The sequence below is a fragment of the Luteimicrobium album genome (genome assembly GCF_030161555.1).
In the GTDB taxonomy this organism is placed as follows: domain Bacteria; phylum Actinomycetota; class Actinomycetes; order Actinomycetales; family Cellulomonadaceae; genus Luteimicrobium; species Luteimicrobium album.
On sequence record NZ_BSUK01000001.1, the window covers coordinates 2,516,258 to 2,534,969 of the forward strand.

Here is an 18,712-nt window from a genome sequence, read left to right on the forward strand (position 1 = left end):
CGCAGATCACGACGGCGAGAGGGACCGCATGGACACGACCCAGCTCCTCAAGGGGTGCTCGACGCCGCCGTGCTCGCGGTCGTCGCCGACGCCGACGGGTACGGCTACGACGTCGTCCGGCGCCTGCGCTCGTCCGGCCTCGACGACGTCGCCGACGCGTCCGTCTACGGCACGCTCCGCCGCCTCTACGCGGCGGGCGCGCTCACGAGCTACGTGGTGCCGTCCGACGAGGGCCCGCACCGCAAGTACTACGGCATCAACGCGCAGGGCCGGGCGATGCTCGACGTCCAGCGCAAGGAGTGGGGCTCGTTCGCCCGCACCGTCACGTCCCTCCTCGACCCCACCGAAGGAGCAGCCCGATGAGCACCACCGTCCCCCTGCCCGCGCCCGCGCCCGCGCCCGCGTCCGTCGCGCTGCACGCGCTCGTCGCCGACTACGCCCGCGGCGTGCGCGCCGAGCTCGACGACCTGCCCGCCGACACCGTCGACGACCTCACCGACGGCCTCGAGGCCGACCTCCTCGACGCGCTCGCCGACACCCCGGCCGGGCTCTTCCGGCCCGACGACGGCCCTCGCCCGGGCGCGGACCTCACCGACACCGTGGTCGCCCCGCCTGCCGGTGGTGCGGCTTCCTGGGGCGCACCGGGCACGGGCGCCGCGCCGTCGTCGGACGTGCCGTTCACGGCGGCGACCCTCACGACGCGCTTCGGCACGCCGGCGGCGTACGCGGCGGAGCTGCGCTCGTCGGCGGGGCTCGCGCCGCGCGTCGCCGCGCAGGGGGCGGCGACGCGCCGGGGCGTGGGCGCGGCGTGGGCCGAGACGCGCGCGGGCTGGGCCCAGCGGTGGCGGGAGCTGAAGGGCGCGCCCGGGTGGAGGCCGGTCTTCGAGTTCCTCGAGGTGCTGCGGCCCGTCTGGTGGGTAGGGCGGGCGTGGGTGCTGGTGACGGCGCTCCTGTGGACGCAGCGACCGGTCGCGCTCTTGCCGGAGAACCTGCTCGGCTGGGTCCTGCTCCTGGCGGCCGTGGTGTGCTCGGTGCAGTGGGGTCGCGGGGCGTGGCGGCTCCCGCACCGGTGGGAGTGGGTGGGCCGGCTGGTCGGCGTGACGGCCGTCGTGCTGCTGGTCCCGACGTTCGCCACCGCGTACAGCGAGGGCAGCACGTCGCCGTACGACGACGCGTCGTCCTACGAGCAGGGTGTCAGTGACGCGAGCCCGACGAACGGGGTGTGGGTCGACGGCCAGGAGGCCGAGAACCTTTACGTCTACGGCGCGGACGGCAAGCTCGTCGACGGCGCCCGTGTCTACGACGACACGGGCAAGCCGGTCCTGGTCGCGGACCCGCAGGATCTGGGCACCCTGAACGACGACGACGGGCAGGGCTGGTTCGAGGTGCCGTCGCTGGACCGGTCGGGCCGACAGCTCTGGAACGCCTACCCGCTCGAGCGGGCGCAGATCGCGGTGGACGAGGACGGGAACGCGCAGTACGACGACCAGGGCATGCCGCTGCCGCAGACCGGGGTGGCGCCCACCGCTCCGGTCGCACCCTTCGACCAGGTGTCGCCGTTGACGTCCCGGGCGGCGGTCCCGGCCGGTGAGGCGCGGCCGGGTGACGGGACCACGCCCTCGCCGGTGCCGAGCGACGCGGCCAGCCCCGCGCCGTCGTCGGACGCGACCCCGACCCCGGAGCCCACCAAGCCCGCGAAGTAGTACGGCGGCCGTACTACTTCGCGAGGTAGTACGGCCGCCGTACTACCTCGGCGAGCGCGGAAGCCGCCTGAGGGTCCTGTGGTGAGGTCCATGTCACCTGGTGAACACGTGATTTCTTGCTGGACACGTGCGGTAATAGTCTGTTGCCCATGCCTCAGAACGATCTGACCTCGGTCAGCCCTGCCCAGAACGGCAGCCCCGCAGGCACCACGGTGCCGCGCATCCTCGTCATCGGCGGCGGGTCGGTCGGCCTGTACGCCGCACGTCGGCTCCGGAAGCGGCTGGGCAAGAGCCAGGCGCAGATCACGGTCGTCGACCCGAACCCGTACCTCACGTACGCGCCCTTCCTCCCCGAGGCGGCGGCCGGCTCGATCGAGTCGCGCTACGTCGTCGCGCCGCTGCGCAAGGCGCTGCCGGGCGTCGACATCGTCGAGGGCAAGGTCACGTCGATCGCGCACGCGGACCGTCGCGTGACAGTCGTGCCGAAGGAGGGTGACGAGTTCGTCCTCACCTACGACGAGGTCGTCGTCGCGTTCGGCTCGGTCGCTCGTCTGCTCCCGATCCCCGGCCTCGCCGAGCAGGGCATCGGCCTCAAGACCGTCGAGGAGGCCATCGCGGTCCGCGACCAGATCCTCGACAAGATCGACGTCGCGAGCACGGTGACCGACGAGGCGCTGCGGCGCCGGCTGCTCACGTTCACGTTCATCGGAGGCGGCTTCGCGGGCATCGAGGCCATCGCGGAGATCGAGGACATGGCGCGCGCCGCCGTCAAGAAGCACCCGACCCTCACCCAGTCGGACCTGCGCTTCGTGATGATCGAGGGGACGGGCCGCATCCTCCCCGAGCTGTCCGAGCCGATGGCGCTGTACGCCCTCGACCAGCTCAAGGACCGTGGCATCGAGTTCCACCTCAACACGTTCCTCAGCTCGTGCGTCGACGGCCACGTCGTCACGTCGACGGGCGTCGAGTTCGACACCGACACGATCGTCTGGACCGCGGGCATCAAGTCCAACCCGGTCCTCAACGACTCGGACCTCCCGCTCGACAAGCTGGGCCGCCTGCAGGTCCTCGCGACGCTCCAGGTCGCGCAGGAGGACGGCACGATCGTCCCCGGCGCGTGGGGCGCGGGCGACTGCGCCGCCGTCCCGGACGTGCTGAACCCGGGCAAGTTCTGCCCGCCGAACGCCCAGCACGCGATCCGCGAGGGCGTGCAGCTCGCCGAGAACCTGGTCTCGAACCTCAAGGGCGAGCCCACCAAGGAGTACTCGCACAAGAACATCGGCACGGTCGCGTCGCTCGGCCTCTACAAGGGCGTCGCGGAGCTGTTCGGCAAGTTCAAGCTCCGCGGCCCGCTCGCGTGGGCGATGCACCGCGGCTACCACGTGCTCGCCATGCCGACGTGGAACCGCAAGCTCCACATCTTCAACGGCTGGGTCGGCCAGGCCGTCTACGGACGCGAGACCGTCGCGCTGGGCGCCGTCCAGGACCCGCGCGCCGCGTTCCGCGCCGCGGCCCCGGCCCCGAAGAAGACGGACGAGCCGCTGAAGCAGGTCGCGACGTCGGCCGCCGCCGACGCGAAGTGATCTCGCGCTCCTGAGCGCTGACGACGGGGACGGGCCTTCCGGGGTCCGTCCCCGTCGTCGTCCCCGGGCTGCGTCGTCCCGCGCCCGACGACGTACGCTCGCCGTGCGCGCGAGCGCACGCCCCCGTAGCCCAACCGGCAGAGGCAGTCGGCTTAAACCCGATCCAGTATGGGTTCGAATCCCACCGGGGCACCCAACGCACAAGGCTCGAACTTTGGCCCGAAGAATCAATGGCCGGGGTTCGCGCCTTGCCTGCGTCCGCGGCCCAGGTGAGGGCGTCGGAGTTGACGGCGGGGTCGAGCAGCATCTCGAACGGTCGAGCGTTCTCGACGCGGAGCTCGCTGTCTTCCTCGACGTAGACCTTGGTGAAGAACGCCTGGTTGCACAGTCGGCGGTTCGCGTCGTCGCAGCGGGCGTAGATGTCGGCGCAGTGAGTCAGGAGACTGAGGGCGTCATCCAGGTGGGCGCGTGCGTCGGTGTATTCACCGTGGTGGGCGTCGAGTCGACGGTTCACCAGGTCAAGCTCTCCGCTGATCCGGTCCTGCTCGCGCTTGAGCACGGCCAGCGGGATCGCGTCGGCGTAGTGGGCCTGCATGAGTCGGTCCTGCTCGTGCTCCAGCCGGTCGCGGTTGGCGGTGAGCTGGCCGAGCTCGTCGGCTTCGGCGAACATGAGACGGTCGAACTCGTGGTGCAGCATCCCGGCCAGCGCCTCCCGGCGGCCCGGTGCGATCTGCACGCGCTGGTAGTAGTCCTCGATCAAGTGCTCGACGTCCTCGATGAGGATGGCCTGCCGGGTGCAGTCGGTTCGCTTGGAGTGCCGGCCGGAGCACACGAAGTAGGGGTAGACGTTGCCCTGGTTGTTCTTCGCGTTGTTCACGATGAGTCGAGAGCCGCAGGCTCCGCAGTAGACCGTGCCTTTCAAGTAGTGGTCGTGCACCTGGGTCGCCTCGGCCGCGCTCTTGTGCGCGGTGAGGACGGACTGCACCTGATACCAGACCTCGGCCGGAACGAGCGGGTCGTGCGCGCCCTTGTAGGCGACGCCGCGGTAGATCACGTCGCCCTTGTAGTACGGGTTCGTCAGGAGCCGGTGCACCGAGGACACCGCGAGCGGCTTGGACGGGTGCTTCGGCGTCGGCAGACTCAGCAGGCCGCGCGAGGTCAGCTCGTCGTGGAGCTGGCTGACCGTCCAGCTCCCGGAAGCGTATGCCTTGTAGGCCCACTCGATCAACGGCGCCCGGTCCGGGTCGAGCTGCACGGTGCGTACCTCGCGGCCCAGCTCGTCACGGACACGGACGTTGAGATAGCCGATGGGCGCCTTGGACGGCGTGCCGCCAGTGGCCGCCTTCTGCGTCATGCCCTTGATGACCTCGGTGGCGAGGTTGCGGGAGTAGAACTCCGCGATCGTGGACATGATGCCGTGCAGCAGCATCCCACTCGGGGTCTCGTCGATGTTCTCCGTGGCCGAGACGAGCATGACCCCGGCCTCTTGGAGCGCGAGGTGAATGGTCACGTCGTCGGCACGGTTGCGGGCGAGCCGGTCGACCTTGTGGACGATGCAGTACGCGACGCGATTGCGCTTGACGTATTGGATCATGCGCATGAGGTCGGGGCGGTCTGCCTTGCGGGCGGACTCGCCTGCGTCGACGAACTCCTCGACGATGACGGCGCCGAGTTGTTCGGCCTTCCGGCGGTTGGCTTCCCGCTGGGCGGGGATCGAGAACCCCTCCTCGGTGCCGCCCTTCTCGGCCTGCTCCTTGGTCGATACGCGCAGGTAGGACACCGCAAGGGCGGTGCCCTGGGGAGGGTCGATGAGACTGCGCACCGGATCGGGGGTGCGCACGAACGCGGAAGTCACTTGTGGCCTTCTCTCACGGGAATCGGCCCTCGCGCTCGGGCTTGTACGTCCGAGGGGTGCTGATCGTGAGAGAAGCCCGGAGGCTTTAGGACTAGGTGTGATGTCCAGGGACGTTGTTTCGGCGACACGGCCGTGAAGAGCTGAGGGTGAGGGCCTCCGGTTGTGAAGTGGAGTTGTTGAGTTCAACCGCTTCACGAACCGGGAGGCCCTCGTGTCCCACGCTAACGCTGCTCTGACCCCGCGTGCCCGGCTGCGGCTGGCGCGCTTGATCGTCGAGGATCACTGGTCGCCGCAGGTCGCAGCGAAGATGTTCATGGTCTCGCCCGTCACTGCCCGCAAGTGGGCGGCCCGGCTGCGTTCGGAGGGACCCGCCGGGATGGCCGATCGTTCGAGCCGACCATGGTCGATGCCGACGAAGACACCACTGCCCGTGGTTAAGCAGATCGTGAAGAGGCGGTGGCGACGCCGACTGGGACCGATACAGATCGCCGGCGAGCTCGGCCTGCCCGCATCGACCGTTCACGCGGTCCTGGTGCGCTGCCGGATCAACAGGCTCAGCCATATCGACCGAGTTAGCGGTGAGTCGATCCGCCGTTACGAGCACGACCACCCCGGCTCGCTGATCCATGTCGACGTCACGAAGTTCGGCAACATCCCCGATGGTGGCGGCTGGCGATTCGTCGGACGCGTCCAAGGCGAGCGCAACCGGGAAGCCACCGCCAACCGCACGAAGAACAGGAACCACCGTCACGAGCCCAAGCTCGGCACTGCGTTCGTGCATACCGTGATCGACGACCACTCCCGCGTCGCCTACGCAGAGATCCATGCCGACGAGAAGGCAGACACCGCGATCGGTGTCCTGCGCCGCGCGGTGTCCTGGTTCGCTGCCCGCGGCGTCACCGTCGAGCGGGTTCTCTCGGACAACGGGTCTGCCTACAAGTCCCACGCCTGGCGCGACGCCTGCACGCAGCTCGGGATCACCGCGAAGAAGACCCGCCCCTACCGGCCGCAGACCAACGGGAAGATCGAGCGCTTCCACCGCACCCTCGCCGACGGCTGGGCCTACGCCCGCTTCTACGGATCCGAATCCGAGCGCCGATCCGCGCTACCCGGCTGGCTCCACTTCTACAATCACCACAGGCACCACTCCGCCATCGGAGCCCCACCCATCAGCAGGATCGACAACAACCTGCCTGGACATCACAACTAGGCCGGAACGGCCACTTAGGTTCGCCCGTCGTTCGACGGGGTTTGAGGGCTCATGGGACATCGGGTGGGGGCGGCTCGCCGGTGAGCGTGGTGCTGGAGTGATGGGGTCGAGGTCCCCGAGGATCAGAGGCGACCAAGCTCTCTGCTCTTCTCGAGGACCTCGACGTTGTCCAACGCTACGGGGTGTGTCGGCGCACCCACCATCGAGCCGTGCCCGCGCTGTGATGCCCTGTTGGGTGTCGAGGGTGTTCATGTCGAGCGTGTCGAGCGTGGCCCGACGCGGTTGACGGTCACGGTCTCCACACCGTCACAGGTGATGGGCTGTCCGGCTTGCGGGGTCGTGGCCGAGGCGCGCGGTCGGCGGGTGCGGGTGCTGCACGACGTGCCCGGTGAACAGCCCGTGGTCGTGCGGTGGCGTCAGCGCACCTGGAGGTGCCCGGACCCGGGATGCGGCGTAGGGGCCTTCGTCGAGCAGCATCGCGCGCTGGTGCGCCCGCGCGGGTCGCTCACGCGCCGGGCGGTGATCTGGGCGATCGGGCAGCTGCGTCATGATCACGCGACGATCGCTGGTCTGGCCCGCCGCCTCGCAGTCGCGTGGAAGACGCTGTGGCGCGCGGTCAGGCCGGTCCTGGAGGACTTGGCGGGCGATGAGTCCCGGTTCGCCAGCGTGACGTCGCTGGGTGTGGACGAGCACGTGTGGCACCACGGTGACCGCCGCACCAAGGGCCCCAAGGAGCTGACTGGGATGGTCGACCTGACCCGCGACGGCGGGGGTCGGGTGCACGCCCGCCTGTTGGACCTGGTCCCGGGCAGATCGAAGAAGGCCTACGTCGACTGGCTCACCGAGCGCGGCGAAGGCTTCCGGGCCGGGATCGGCGTCGCCGCGCTCGACCCGTTCGGGGGCTACAAGTCCGCGATCGACGAACAGCTCGAGGACGCGACCGCGGTCCTGGACGCGTTCCACGTCGTCAAGCTCGGCACCGCCGTGGTCGACGAGGTCCGACGCCGCGTCCAGCAGACCACGACCGGGCACCGCGGACGCAAGGGCGACCCGCTGCTGGGGATCCAGACCATCCTGCGTGCCGGGGCCGAGAACCTCACCGACAAGCAGTGGGCGCGCCTGACCCGTGCGATCGAAGCGAACGAGGCCCACGAAGAAGTGTTCGTCGCGTGGCAGTGTGCCCAGGACCTACGCGCCGCCTACCGCGCCGCGGACCTCGCCGAGGGCCGCAAGCGCGCCGAGAAGGTCCTGAACTCGTTCCACACCTGCCCGATCCCCGAAGTCGCACGCCTCGGCCGGACCCTGCGGCGCTGGTCCGGGGCATTCCTGGCCTACTTCACCACCGCCGCCAGAACAACGGCCCCACCGAACCCATCAACGGGATCATCGAGCTCCACCGCCGCCTCGCCCGCGGCTACCGCAACCGCGACAACTACCGCCTCCGCATGCTCCTCGCCGCCGGCGGACTCGACCTCAAGCCCCCACCGGATATCCCATGAGCCTGTAATCGGGTCAGTCACCGCTTGAGCGCATCCACGACGGATACGATCCAGGCCGGTGGGGGCGCCCGCCACACCGGTCAAGCAACGCGGTCGGGGCGCAGAACCGAACTGATCAGTTCGGCGACCAGCTTGGCGACGTCGGCCGATGGTGCTGCGGCCAACGCGCCCAGCGTTCCGGATGTTCGGCTCAGCACGATCCCGGCCAACGCCGCGGTGGCGATCTCGGCTCGGAGCTGCGGCTCGTCGCGGTCGGCCTGCTCGGCACTGCGCCGGGACGGGCTGATCATGCGCCGCTGCAGGACGTCCATCGCTGCGGCCTGGAGCTCGGTGTCTTCATGCGGGTGTGCTGCTGCATAGAGCGTCGGCGTCGTGCCGCGCGTGCCGACCCGGTCAAGTAGCGCCTGGATCGTCGTGACGTCGGTCAGGTCGAAGGGTTCGTCGTCGATCGCCTGATCGCGGCGCAGCGTCTCCAGGTACAGGGTCGCTTTGCTCCCGAAATAGCGGGCGATCATCGCCGGATCGACCTCGGCGCGGTGTCCTATTTCGCGGACCGTGGTGCGTTCGTAGCCCCGCTCCGCGAAGAGCTCCTGCGCCGCACGGAGCAGCCGTTCCCGGCTGTCCGCGGCATTGCGCCGGCGCGGAGTCGGCTCGCTCGCCTGGGTGGCCGTTGTTGGGTTCATCGGATGTCTCGCTCGTGCGTGTCGGCGTTCTCGAGTCCTTCGTCGAGGGCGATCGTTCCGGAGATCGCGGCGTCGACGTCTTCTTCGACCTCAAGCTGCTGATCCGCGCTCAACACAAGGGGCTGGCTGCGTCGAGTGGGCAGCAGCCAGCTGAGGAGCGCGGCTACGACACAGAGTACGACGCCGACCAGACTGCCGACGGTGTATCCGTCGTCGGCGGGGAATGTGGCGCCGGCCGCGGTGTGCGCGGTGAGGATGGCGGCGGCGAGCGCGCTGCCGATCGAGTAGCCGATCGTCCGCAGTACTTGGTTGGTTGCCAGTGCGCTGCTGGTCTCGTCGGCTGGGACGGCGCCGACGATCATGCGGGGCATCACCGCGAACGCGCAGCCAGTGCCGATGCCGCTGATCCCCATGATCACGAAGATCTCCCACAGGCTGCCTCGGGCGAACGCGGTCATCACCAGCGATGCGGCCAGCGCTAGAACACCGAACGGCAGGAGTCGTCCGGGATTGATCCGCTGGCCCAGGCGGGTGGTGAGCCTGCTGGAGAAGAAGCTGAGGGCCGACATCGGCACGAGCGCCAGTCCGCTCACGATCACGGTGGCTCCTAATCCGTAGCTGATCGAGGTCGGCGTCTGGATGTATCGGACGATGAGTGATGTCTGGATGTACATGCCGATCCCGGCGACCATTCCGGTTGCGTTGGTGGTCAGCACGATCCGGTCGCGCAACAGTCGCAGGTTGACGAGCGGCGCGGAGGTTCGCAGTTCGTGCCAGATCCAGATGGCGAATATGACCAGTGACACGGCCAGGACGGTCCAGAGTGGCCATGACCCCCATCCCCAGGTTTCACCCTCGCTGATCACGAGCAGCACGCCGGTCAGGGCTGGAGCCAGCAGTGCCGCCCCAGCGAGGTCGAATCGCTGGCTCAGGCGGTGAGTGCTCTTCGGGACGACGAGCGCCACCGCGACCATCGCCAGCGCACCTAGTCCTGCGGCCATCCAGAAGCCGACACGGAAGCTCAGGTATTCGGCGATCACTCCGGTGATCGGGTAGCCCAGTCCGACACCGACCACCGTTGTCACGGAGAGCGTCGCCAGCGCGGAACGGCTGCGCTCCACGGGGAGGTGGTCGCGGGCCACACCCATCGCCAACGGCATCAATGCCAGTCCGACGCCCTGCAGACCCCGGCCGATGAGCAAGAGGGTGAAGATCGTCGTCGGCAGCGCGGCCAGTGCGCTGCCGACGACCACCACACCGAGTCCGACGAGCAGCATCCGCTTGCGGTGAGGGCCATCCCCGAAGCGTCCCACCACCGGCGAGATCACCGCGCCCACGAGCACGGTGATCGTGAGGGACCACTGCGCGGTGCCGAACGAAACGCCGTAGTCAGTGCCGATCGTCGGAATCAGCGGAGCCCCGAGACTGCTCACCACCGCAACCAGCACGCCGACGAACACCAGAACAGGAACCAGGGCCCGACCGTGCGGAACGTTCGCCTCGATCACGAGGGGTGTGCCGGCATTGACTGTGGTCACAACCCACCTCCCAAGCTAAGTCAGCAACTGATGTCTACAGATGAAGACTACTCCCTCGCTCGTATATATTGGCTCCATCGCTACTTCCGCGATCAGCGGCATCGTTTTCCGCGACAGTGCAGGCGAGTCGTGGGTGAGATCGATTGGCGGGCTCGGCGCCGGTCCGGCCCCCTCAGTCGAGCCCTCTTTCCGGCTGCGTCCCGCGCGACCGACTGCTCGCGTCCGGCTCGAAGCACCTAGGAGATTCCTGCATGCCGATCACCACCGTCGATCCGCGTACCGCGCTGCTCGTCATCGACCTGCAGGAAGGCGTTGCCGGGGCGAAGACCATCCACCCCGTCCGCGACATCGCGGCCCGTGCCGGCGAACTCGCCGACGCGTTCCGCCGGCACGGACAACCCGTCGTCCTCGTCGCCGTGACCGGGAGTGCTCCCGGACGAACCGACAACGGTGACGCCAGCGCACGCGCCTTTCCCGACGGGTTCGCCGACCTCCTGCCTGAGCTCGGCTGGCATCACAGCGACCACACCCTCGCCAAGAACCGCTGGGGCGCATTCCACGACACCGGCCTCTACGAGCACCTCACGGCGCTCGGTGTCACCCAGGTCGTCCTTGCCGGACTCGCGACCAGCAAGGGGGTCGAATCCACCGCACGTGCCGCATACGACCACGGCTTCCACGTCACCCTCGCCACTGACGCCATGACCGACTTCACCGAGTCGGCCCACCAGCACAGTCTGTCCAGCGTCTTCCCCGACCTCGGAGAGACCGGAACGGTCACCGAGATCATCACCGCACTCACGAAAAGCTAGTGGCGCGTGGCGTTAGTGGCTCATGGGACATCGGGTGGGGGCGGCTCGCCGGTGAGCGTGGTGCTGGAGTAATGGGGTCGAGGTCCCCGAGGATCAGAGGCGACCAAGCTCTCTGCTCTTCTCGAGGACCTCGACGTTGTCCAACGCTACGGGGTGTGTCGGCGCACCCACCATCGGGACTGCTGCACGAACAGGTGACAGGTGATCTCAGGCGGCGAGTGCGACCTGAGTGGTGATGATTGTCTCGAACTCGATCGGGGTCAAACGTCCCAGACGCTGCTGGCGACGGCGCCGGTGGTAGGTGCGTTCGATCCAGGTGATGATCGCGATCCGCAGGTCGTGGCGGGTGGCCCACCTGCGCCGGTCGAGGACGTTCTTCTGCAGGAGCGCGAAGAACGACTCCATCGCGGCGTTGTCACCGGCGGAGGCGACCTGGCCCATGGATCCGACCAGGTCATGACGTCGCATCGCGGCCAGGAATTTCCGGCTTCGAAACTGGCTGCCCCTGTCGGAGTGGACGATGCATCCGGCCACGTCGGCACCGTCCACGGCCCGCCGGGCGACGGCGTTCTCGAGCGCCCGGACGGCCAGGGAGGACTTCATCCGGTCGCTGATGGAGTACCCGACGATCCGGTTCGAGTACACGTCCTTGATAGCGCACAGGTAGACCTTTCCCTCGCCGGTGGGATGCTCGGTGATATCCGTCAGCCACAGCTCGTTCGGTGCCTCGGCGGTGAAGTCCCGGTTCACGAGGTCGTCATGCGCGGGCGGCCCGGGTCGCTTGCCGCCCTTGCCCTTCTTCTTCCCGAACACGCACCACCACGAGTTCTCCGTGCAGCGACGCCACATGGTCCGGTCGCACGCCTCGTGCCCGGCCTCGCGGGCCTCGTCCGCGAGCAGCCGGTACCCGTACTCCGGGTCGTCACGGTGGGCGTCGAACAGGGCGTTCGCGAGATGTGCCTGCTCCAGCTCGCGGGTCGTGACGGGAGCGGCGAGCCACCGGTAGTAGGGCTGGTGTGCGAGGTCGAGCACCCGGCAGGTCACCGTCACGGGGATACCGTCGCCGGCGAGCTCACGGACCAGCGGGTAGCTCATTTTCCCGGCAGGTGCGCCTGGGCGAAGTGCGCCGCAGCCCGGCGCAGCACCTCGTTCTCCTGCTCGAGCAGACGCACCCGGCGGCGGGCCTCGCGCAGCTCGACAGACTCGGCCGCGCTCACGCCGGGCTTGGCGCCGTCCTCGACGTCAGCCGCGCGCATCCAGTTACGCAGGCAGGACTCGGAGATCCCGAAGTCCTTCGCGATCTGCTTGACCGGAGCCTCACCGCGACGGGCGATCGCCACGACGTCATCACGGAACTCTTTGGGATGGGGTGCAGGCACGATGAACATCCTTCCAGCAGCGCCTCACGGCACCACACGTCGGATGTCACCTGTTCGTGCAGCAGTCCCGTCCTCGGCGGTGCGGTAGTCGGTGACGTGTCCCGTCTCGAACAGGCCGCTGGGCCGCATGACAGTCCAGTCCAGGCCGCTCGCGCGCACGAGGGACTCCATGCGGGCCATGTCGGCGTAGACGGTCCGGCCGAAGTACGCGACCAGGGGCCCGGCGACCTTGTCGACGAAGAACCCGCCGTGCGGTCCGAGGGTGGGGTCCGTGAGGCTGGCGCTGACGCAGACGAGGCGCCGGACCTGGTGCTGACGCATGGCCGCGACGACGTTGGTGGCGCCGGTCGAGTACACCGTGACCGGCTGCCGGCTGTAGGGGACGCCGAGGCTGGACAGCACCGCGTCCTGTCCGGCCACGGCCGAGTCGACCGCCTCGGCGTCGTGCACGTCGGCCCCGAGGACGCGCAGCCGCTCATCGTGCAGGGGAACGACTCGGGCCGGCGGGTGACCGCCGTCACCCGGTGACCGGCCGCGAGCGCCTGGCTCGTGACGAGCCGGCCCGTAGGCCCGTTGGCTCCGAACACGACGATGTTCATGGTGGCACCCTTCCGGTACGCTGGTCTTAGAACTCGTATATTACGGAAAGCGTAGCATATGAAAAACGAACGACCCTCGACACTCCGCTCTCCTGCGCACCGTGCGGACCCGGTCCGTACGTCCATGCGCGAGGCACGCGTGCAGCTGTCCGCCCTGAACCACCGGATCGGCAGCGGCGTCGACGTCCGGGACACGGACTTCGACTGCCTCGACCTCGTCTCGGTCTACGGGCCCATCAGCCCCGGCGCACTCGCGAGGCTCGCCGGGGTGCGGCCCGCGACGATGACCGGCATCCTCGATCGTCTCGAGCGCGGCGGCTGGATCGTGCGGGACCGTGACGCGATCGACCGGCGCGCGGTCGTCCTCCGGGTCCTTCCGGACAGGAACGCCGAGGTGCTCGACCTCTATGCGGGGATGAACGCCCGCCTCGACCAGATCTGCGCCGACTACGACGACGCCCAGCTCGAGCTGATCGCCGGCTTCCTCCAGCGGGTTCAGCGTGCCGCCGCGGACTCGGCGGAGGAGCTGGGAGGCGGTCGGCGGGGAGCATCGTAGGCGTCGTCGCCCAGGTTCGACGGCTCGCCACAGCAGGTGCGACCTGCGACGACCAGTCGCGGGCTCGGGTGTGGGGAGTGGGCCGGGATGCGGGCTCGGCCGTCAGGGGCGCCCGAGGACAAGGCTCTCGAGCAGGAGCGTGATCAACCGGCTCGCGAGCTCGCGCTGATGCTCGTGCCCGGTGATCAGTGTGATGCCGCCGAGCGCCATGAGCACGTCGCCCGCGTCGATGTCGCGGCGCAGCGTTCCCGCCTCCTGGCCTGCGGCGACCAGTTTGTGGACCGCATCGTGCAACGCGACCCGGCTGTGGGCGCTCAGCCCGTCGTGCGCGGCCAGGATTGCGGGGAGCGCGTCCGCCATGCCCTGCTTGGTCAGCATGTAGTCCACGAATCGCTCCATCCATGCGCGGAGCGCCTCGGTCGGCTCATGCGCGGTGAGGAGTGTGGCTGCGGTGCCGGCGAGGCTGTCGGTCTGAGTTCGGTACACCGCCTCGATCAGGTCGTCGCGCGTGGGGAAGCGGCGGTACAGCGTACCGATCCCGACGCCTGCCTCGGCGGCGATCGCCTTGAGTGACGCGTCCGCGCCGGACCGGGCGAACACGTTGGCGGCGACCTCGAGGAGGCGATCGCGATTGGCCTGTGCGTCGGCGCGTAGTGATAGGCCCATTGGCACACCCCTCTTGTAAACGGACCCGGGTCCGGTCATGGTCGGACCGTAAGCGGACGTGACTCCGGTTGTCATCATACGTGGCGCCGACGCCCGCTCAGGAAAGGAAACAGGACCATGGCGGATCGCTTCATCACCCCGTTCGGCGCGCACTCGACAGCGGAGGAGGTGCTCGCCGGGGTCGACCTGACCGGTCGTCGCGCGATCGTGACGGGAGGCGCGTCGGGGCTCGGGTACGAGACCGCGCGCGTGCTCGCTGCTGCGGGCGCGGACGTGACGGTCGCCGGCCGCCGGCTCGACGCGGTCCGGAGGGCGGCAGAGGAGATCGCCGAGAGCACGAGCAACCAGGCTGTCCACGCCGCTTCGCTGGACCTCGCCGACCTCGGGTCGGTGCGTGCCTTCGTGGCGGGCTGGATGGGGCCGCTCCACGTTCTGGTCAACAACGCCGGCGTGATGGCGACTCCGGAGCAGCGCACCGCCGACGGCCACGAGCTGCAGTTCGCGATCAACCACCTCGGCCACTTCGCCCTCTCCGTCGGGCTCCACGACGCCCTGGCGGTGGCGCACGGTGCGCGCGTCGTCGTCCTCAGCTCGGTCGGTCACGTCAACGGGCCCGTGCGCTTCGACGACCCGGACTTCACGGCGGAGCCGTACGACCCCTGGCTAGCCTACGCACAGTCCAAGACGGCGAACATCCTCTTCGCCGTCGAGGCCGCGAAGCGGTGGGCCCGCGACGAGATCGCGGTCAACGCACTGAACCCGGGCCGCATCTGGGGCACCGGCCTCGGTCGGCACGTCGACACCCCGCCGCTGACATTCGACCCCTCGGGGTCGACGGGCGTCTCGGAGAAGAGCATCGCCCAGGGAGCGGCGACCACGGTGCTGCTCGCGGGTTCCCCGCTGGTCGAGGGCGTCACCGGAACCTACTTCGAGGACTGCCAGCAGGCGGAGCCGTTCATCGAGGGCGTGCGTCGTGGCGTGAAGGACTACGCGCTCGACGAGGAGGCTGCTCGCCGACTGTGGGACATGTCCGTCGACATCACGCGAGCAGGCGCCGACATCACGTCTGCGCTGTAGCAAGACCGACCGAAGCGACGAAAGAGCAGACATGGAATATCGGACCCTGGGCCACTCGGGCATCGTGGTGAGCGACCTCGCGTTCGGAGCGATGAACTTCGGCTATCCCGATGGGCCGACCGAGGATGCCGCAGCCGGGATGGTGCACAGGGCGCTGGACGCCGGCATCAACCTGGTCGACACCGCTGACGTCTACACGCACGGCGAGTCGGAGCGGGTGGTGGGGCGTGCCATCAAGGGCCGGCGGGACGAGGTCGTGCTGGCCACGAAGTTCGGCCTCTCGATGGGCGACCACCCGAACCAGGGCGGCGGCTCGGCGCTGTGGATCAGACAGGCGATCGAGGACAGCCTGCGCAGGCTCGACACCGATCGCATCGACCTCTACCAGATGCACCGCCCGGACTACCGCACGGACGTCGCCGAGACGCTCGGCGTGCTCACCGATCTCGTCCGCGAGGGCAAGGTCCGCGCGATCGGATCGTCCACCTTTCCTGCCGAGCTCATCGTCTCGGCACAGTGGGCGGCGCGTGAGGGCGGTCTCCGCCCGTTCGTCACCGAGCAGCCGAGGTACTCGATCTTCAACCGCCGCCCGGAGTCCCACGTGTTCCCGACCCTCCAGCGCTTCGGCATGGGAGTGCTGGTCTACGGACCGCTGTCGAGCGGATGGCTCTCCGGGCGGCCGAACCCGGCCGAGGGCAGGCGTGCGGCTCTCGCACCTCAGGTGTTCGACCTCGACAGCGCCGGGAACCAGGCCAAGCTGCGGGCCGTCGACCAGCTGCGCGCCCTGGCTGACGACGCCGGGATCCGGATGCCCCACCTGGCACTGGCGTTCGCCCGCGCCCACCCCGCAGTCAGCACCGCCCTGATCGGTCCACGCACGCCCGAGCAGCTCGACGACCTGCTCGCGGGCGCCGACGTGGTGCTGAGCGGAGACGTCCTCGACCGGATCGACGAGATCGTCGCGCCGGGGGTCGAGCTGAATGTGGAGGACAACTACGACGCCGTCGTCCCGGCGATCGCGGACAAGCGCCTGCGCCGGCGGAGCTGATCGAGGGCAGACGTCGAGGGTCGTGAGGCCGGTCGTCTTCCCGTCACGAGGGGAGTCGGAGCAGGGATCGAAGCGTGGGACCGGAGTCCGTCTCCATCACGCGGGCCGACGCGACGAGGTCCGCCGTCAGTGCAGGGCCGTGGTCGGTGAGCGCCTGGTTGAAGCGGGCGACCACGTCGGCGGTGGTGCGGGTCATCTCGTGGCTCCGGGGGTCGACTGGGTGTGGGCGGGCGCCAGTGGGTCACCGCAGCGTGTCCCGGCGGCGGGTCAGGGCCGCGGACTCTGCCGTGTTGCCGGTGAGCCCGATGGCGCGGTCGTAGGCCGCGCGGGCCTCGGCGTCACGGCACAGGCGTCGCAGCAGGTCGGCGCGGGCCGCGTGGTACGGGTGGTAGTCGTCGAGGTCGGACCCGAGATGCTCGACGAGCGCCAGCGCGACCTCCGGACCGTCGAGCTCCGCCACCGCGATGGCCCGGTTGAGCGCGACGACGGGCGAGGGGTCGAGCCGGGCGAGCTGGTCGTAGAGGGCGACGACCTGCGACCAGTCCGTGTCGCGCACGTCGCGGGCAGACGTGTGCACGGCGTTGATCGCCGCGAGGACCTGGTAGCGGCCGGGGGCGGTCCCGGCGGCCGCGGCGACGAGACGTTCGCGGACCAGGCGGTGCCCCTCGGCGGTGAGCGCAGCGTCCCAGCGCGTGCGGTCCTGCTCGTCGAGCGTCACGAGCTCGCCGCCCTCGACCCGGGCCTCGCGGCGCGCCTCGGTCAGCAGCATGAGCGCGAGCAGCCCGGCCACCTCGCCGTCGTCGGGCAGGAGCTCGCGGACCAGGCGGGCGAGGCGGACCGCCTCGGCCGTCAGGTCCTGCCGCACCGGGTCGGTGCCGGGCCCGCTCGCCAGGTAGCCCTCGTTGAACACCAGGTAGAGCACGGCGAGGACGCCGGACAGCCGGGCCGGGAGGTCGTCGGCCGACGGCACGCGGTAGGGGATGCGCGCGGCCTTGATCTTGGCCTTGGCGCGCGTGATGCGCTGCCCGATCGCGGACTCCTGTGAGAGGAAGGCGCGGGCGATCTCGGGGACCGTCAGCCCACCGACGAGGCGCAGGGTGAGCGCGACCCGGCTCGGCATCGCCAGCGCCGGGTGGCAGCAGGTGAAGATCAGCCGCAGCCGGTCGTCGTCGACGAGGCCGAGCGGCTCGGGCGGCGTGTCGTCGTGCAGCATCCGAGCCTCCCGGTGCCTCGCGTCACGCTGGTTCTCGCGTCGGAGCCTGTCGACGGCCTTGCGCTGCGCCGTCGTCGTGAGCCACGCGGCGGGGTTGCGGGGCACGCCGTCGGTGGGCCAGCGCGCGACGGCCGTCGCGAACGCCTCGGCCGCAGCCTCTTCGGCGACGTCGAGGTTGCCGAAGCGGCGTGCGAGGGAGCCGACCAGCCGGGCCCACTCGTCGCGGTGGGCCCGGGCGACCGCCTCCACGGTCTCGTTCACGGGAACGGCGCCGTTCACAGGAACGGCCGCACCTCGATCTTCCGGGCGCAGACCTTCGACGCCTCGGCCGCGAGCGCGAGCGCCACGTCGAGGTCCGGGGCTTCCCAGATCCACACTCCGGCGAGGAACTCCTTCGACTCCACGAACGGTCCGTCGGTGAGCATCGGCTCGTCGCCCCGGTTGTCGACGACGGTCGCCGCGTCGGTGTCCGCGAGGCCGCCCGCGAACACCCAGTGGCCGTCGGCGATGAGCCGTTCGTTGAACGCGCTGATGAGGGGCTCGCGGTCGTCGCGGCCGGGGTTGGTCTTGTCGTCGATCACGGAAACCAGGTACTGCATCGAAGTCATCTCCTCGGGTGGCGAGCCTGTGTGGTGGGGGCGGTCGCGGATCAGGCGGTGGCGTAGTGCGGGCGCCCGGCGGGTCGGTAGACCTGGATCGTCACGCCCTTCGAGTCGACCCGCGACTCCAGGAGGTCGAGCGCGCGGTCGGGGCCGTTCTCGGGGAACAGCCTGCCGCCCTGGCCCAGGACCACCGGGACCGTGATCAGCGTCAGCTCATCGACGAGGTCGTGCTCCAGCAGCCACCGGACCAGGGCGCCGCTGCCGTGGACCTGCAGCTCGCCGTCGGGCGCGGCCTTGAGCTCACGGACGGCATCCGCGAGGTCGCCGTCGAGAACCGTCGTGCGGGCCCAGGCCGGTGCGCCGAGCGTCGTCGAGGCGACGTACCTGGGCGCCTGCTCGAGGGCGACGCCGATGGGGTGGGCGCGCATCGCGTCGACCGTGCCCCACGAGCCGGCGAACAGCTCGTAGGTGCGCCGGCCGAACAGGAAGGCCGCAGCGCGCTCGTAGGTCTCGGTGATCAGGTCGCGGGTCGAGTCGTCGCCCGCACCGAGCGCCCAGCCGCCCCGCGTGAACCCGTTCCTGCGGTCGTCGGACGTGGCGCCGTTGCCCTGCATCACCCCGTCGAGGGTCACCTGGGTCATGGTCGTCAGCTTCATGGTCGGGACTCCTCCGGCTCGGCGCCGCCTCCG

General features: G+C 69.7%; 16 protein-coding genes, 1 tRNA gene and 3 pseudogenes. 10 read left to right on the plus strand and 10 right to left on the minus strand.

Annotated elements, in window-relative coordinates; genetic code table 11:
• Positions 1–28: 28 nt before the first annotated feature.
• From QQK45_RS12995 to QQK45_RS13010, 4 genes and pseudogenes are all read left to right on the plus strand, one after another.
• Positions 29–363 (plus strand): annotated as a pseudogene (locus QQK45_RS12995) (PadR family transcriptional regulator).
• Positions 360–1,703 (plus strand): hypothetical protein, encoded by a 1,344-nt coding sequence (locus tag QQK45_RS13000; protein WP_284293615.1) that lies wholly within the window; start codon positions 360–362, stop codon positions 1,701–1,703. Before QQK45_RS12995 ends, QQK45_RS13000 begins: the two are co-directional and overlap by 4 nt.
• A gap of 149 nt (positions 1,704–1,852) precedes the next feature.
• Positions 1,853–3,286 (plus strand): NAD(P)/FAD-dependent oxidoreductase, encoded by a 1,434-nt coding sequence (locus QQK45_RS13005; protein ID WP_284293616.1) that lies wholly within the window; start codon positions 1,853–1,855, stop codon positions 3,284–3,286.
• A gap of 118 nt (positions 3,287–3,404) precedes the next feature.
• Positions 3,405–3,482: transfer RNA gene (locus tag QQK45_RS13010), tRNA-Leu, on the plus strand.
• 606 nt (positions 3,483–4,088) lie between these two features.
• Here QQK45_RS13010 and QQK45_RS13015 read toward each other — a convergent pair.
• Positions 4,089–5,336: pseudogene (locus QQK45_RS13015) on the minus strand (recombinase family protein); the annotation flags it as partial.
• 16 nt (positions 5,337–5,352) lie between these two features.
• On the opposite strand from QQK45_RS13015, the gene QQK45_RS13020 reads away from it, so the two are divergent.
• Positions 5,353–6,351, plus strand: a complete 999-nt coding sequence (locus tag QQK45_RS13020; protein ID WP_284293618.1) for an IS481 family transposase — start codon at positions 5,353–5,355, stop codon at positions 6,349–6,351.
• 165 nt (positions 6,352–6,516) lie between these two features.
• A pseudogene (locus QQK45_RS13025) lies at positions 6,517–7,850 on the plus strand (ISL3 family transposase).
• 80 nt (positions 7,851–7,930) lie between these two features.
• Here QQK45_RS13025 and QQK45_RS13030 read toward each other — a convergent pair.
• Both QQK45_RS13030 and QQK45_RS13035 read right to left on the minus strand, forming a co-directional pair.
• The gene (locus QQK45_RS13030; protein WP_284293619.1) at positions 7,931–8,533 is read right to left on the minus strand and encodes a TetR/AcrR family transcriptional regulator; all 603 of its coding nucleotides are present in this window, start codon (positions 8,531–8,533) and stop codon (positions 7,931–7,933) included.
• Complete coding sequence (locus QQK45_RS13035) at positions 8,530–10,041, minus strand: MFS transporter (RefSeq protein ID WP_284293620.1); 1,512 nt, start codon at positions 10,039–10,041, stop codon at positions 8,530–8,532. The genes QQK45_RS13030 and QQK45_RS13035 overlap by 4 nt, the downstream gene beginning before the upstream one ends.
• Positions 10,042–10,322: 281 nt before the next feature.
• Between QQK45_RS13035 and QQK45_RS13040 the strand changes: the two genes are divergently transcribed.
• Positions 10,323–10,883 (plus strand): isochorismatase family protein, encoded by a 561-nt coding sequence (locus QQK45_RS13040; RefSeq protein ID WP_284293621.1) that lies wholly within the window; start codon positions 10,323–10,325, stop codon positions 10,881–10,883.
• Positions 10,884–11,090: 207 nt separating this feature from the next.
• On the opposite strand, the gene QQK45_RS13045 is transcribed toward QQK45_RS13040, so the two are convergent.
• Together QQK45_RS13045 and QQK45_RS13050 are read right to left on the minus strand one after the other, a co-directional pair.
• Positions 11,091–12,262, minus strand: a protein-coding gene (locus QQK45_RS13045) for an IS3 family transposase (protein ID WP_431310274.1) whose coding sequence is annotated in 2 segments (ribosomal slippage) — positions 11,091–11,981 and positions 11,984–12,262 — 1,170 coding nt in all. Because the reading frame shifts where the segments join, the coding sequence is not laid out codon by codon here.
• Positions 12,263–12,286: 24 nt separating this feature from the next.
• On the minus strand, positions 12,287–12,748 hold the full coding sequence (locus QQK45_RS13050) for an NAD(P)-dependent oxidoreductase (protein ID WP_284295046.1): 462 nt from the start codon (positions 12,746–12,748) through the stop codon (positions 12,287–12,289).
• A gap of 237 nt (positions 12,749–12,985) precedes the next feature.
• On the opposite strand from QQK45_RS13050, the gene QQK45_RS13055 reads away from it, so the two are divergent.
• Positions 12,986–13,417: a MarR family winged helix-turn-helix transcriptional regulator gene (locus tag QQK45_RS13055; protein WP_284293623.1), complete on the plus strand. Its 432-nt coding sequence runs from the start codon at positions 12,986–12,988 to the stop codon at positions 13,415–13,417.
• A gap of 102 nt (positions 13,418–13,519) precedes the next feature.
• Here QQK45_RS13055 and QQK45_RS13060 read toward each other — a convergent pair whose 3' ends face one another.
• Entirely contained in the window at positions 13,520–14,122 is a 603-nt protein-coding gene (locus QQK45_RS13060) for a TetR/AcrR family transcriptional regulator (RefSeq protein ID WP_284293624.1), read from the minus strand.
• 78 nt (positions 14,123–14,200) lie between these two features.
• On the opposite strand from QQK45_RS13060, the gene QQK45_RS13065 reads away from it, so the two are divergent.
• Positions 14,201–15,160, plus strand: coding sequence for an SDR family NAD(P)-dependent oxidoreductase (locus QQK45_RS13065; RefSeq protein WP_284293625.1), 960 nt, complete (start codon positions 14,201–14,203; stop codon positions 15,158–15,160).
• A 31-nt stretch (positions 15,161–15,191) separates the two neighbouring features.
• Positions 15,192–16,208 carry an aldo/keto reductase gene (locus QQK45_RS13070; RefSeq protein WP_284293626.1) on the plus strand — a complete coding sequence of 339 codons (1,017 nt, stop codon included), beginning with the start codon at positions 15,192–15,194 and terminating at the stop codon, positions 16,206–16,208.
• 43 nt (positions 16,209–16,251) lie between these two features.
• Here QQK45_RS13070 and QQK45_RS13075 read toward each other — a convergent pair whose 3' ends face one another.
• Genes QQK45_RS13075 through QQK45_RS13090 form a run of 4 tightly spaced genes read right to left on the minus strand, consistent with a single transcriptional unit; the run spans position 16,252 to position 18,679 of the window.
• The gene (locus QQK45_RS13075; protein ID WP_284293627.1) at positions 16,252–16,404 is read right to left on the minus strand and encodes a hypothetical protein; all 153 of its coding nucleotides are present in this window, start codon (positions 16,402–16,404) and stop codon (positions 16,252–16,254) included.
• 45 nt (positions 16,405–16,449) lie between these two features.
• Positions 16,450–17,682, minus strand: a complete 1,233-nt coding sequence (locus QQK45_RS13080; protein WP_284293628.1) for an RNA polymerase sigma factor — start codon at positions 17,680–17,682, stop codon at positions 16,450–16,452.
• A gap of 14 nt (positions 17,683–17,696) precedes the next feature.
• On the minus strand, positions 17,697–18,020 hold the full coding sequence (locus tag QQK45_RS13085; RefSeq protein WP_284293629.1) for a YciI family protein: 324 nt from the start codon (positions 18,018–18,020) through the stop codon (positions 17,697–17,699).
• Between the two features lie 50 nt (positions 18,021–18,070).
• Positions 18,071–18,679: a dihydrofolate reductase family protein gene (locus QQK45_RS13090; RefSeq protein WP_284293630.1), complete on the minus strand. Its 609-nt coding sequence runs from the start codon at positions 18,677–18,679 to the stop codon at positions 18,071–18,073.
• Positions 18,680–18,712: the final 33 nt, after the last annotated feature.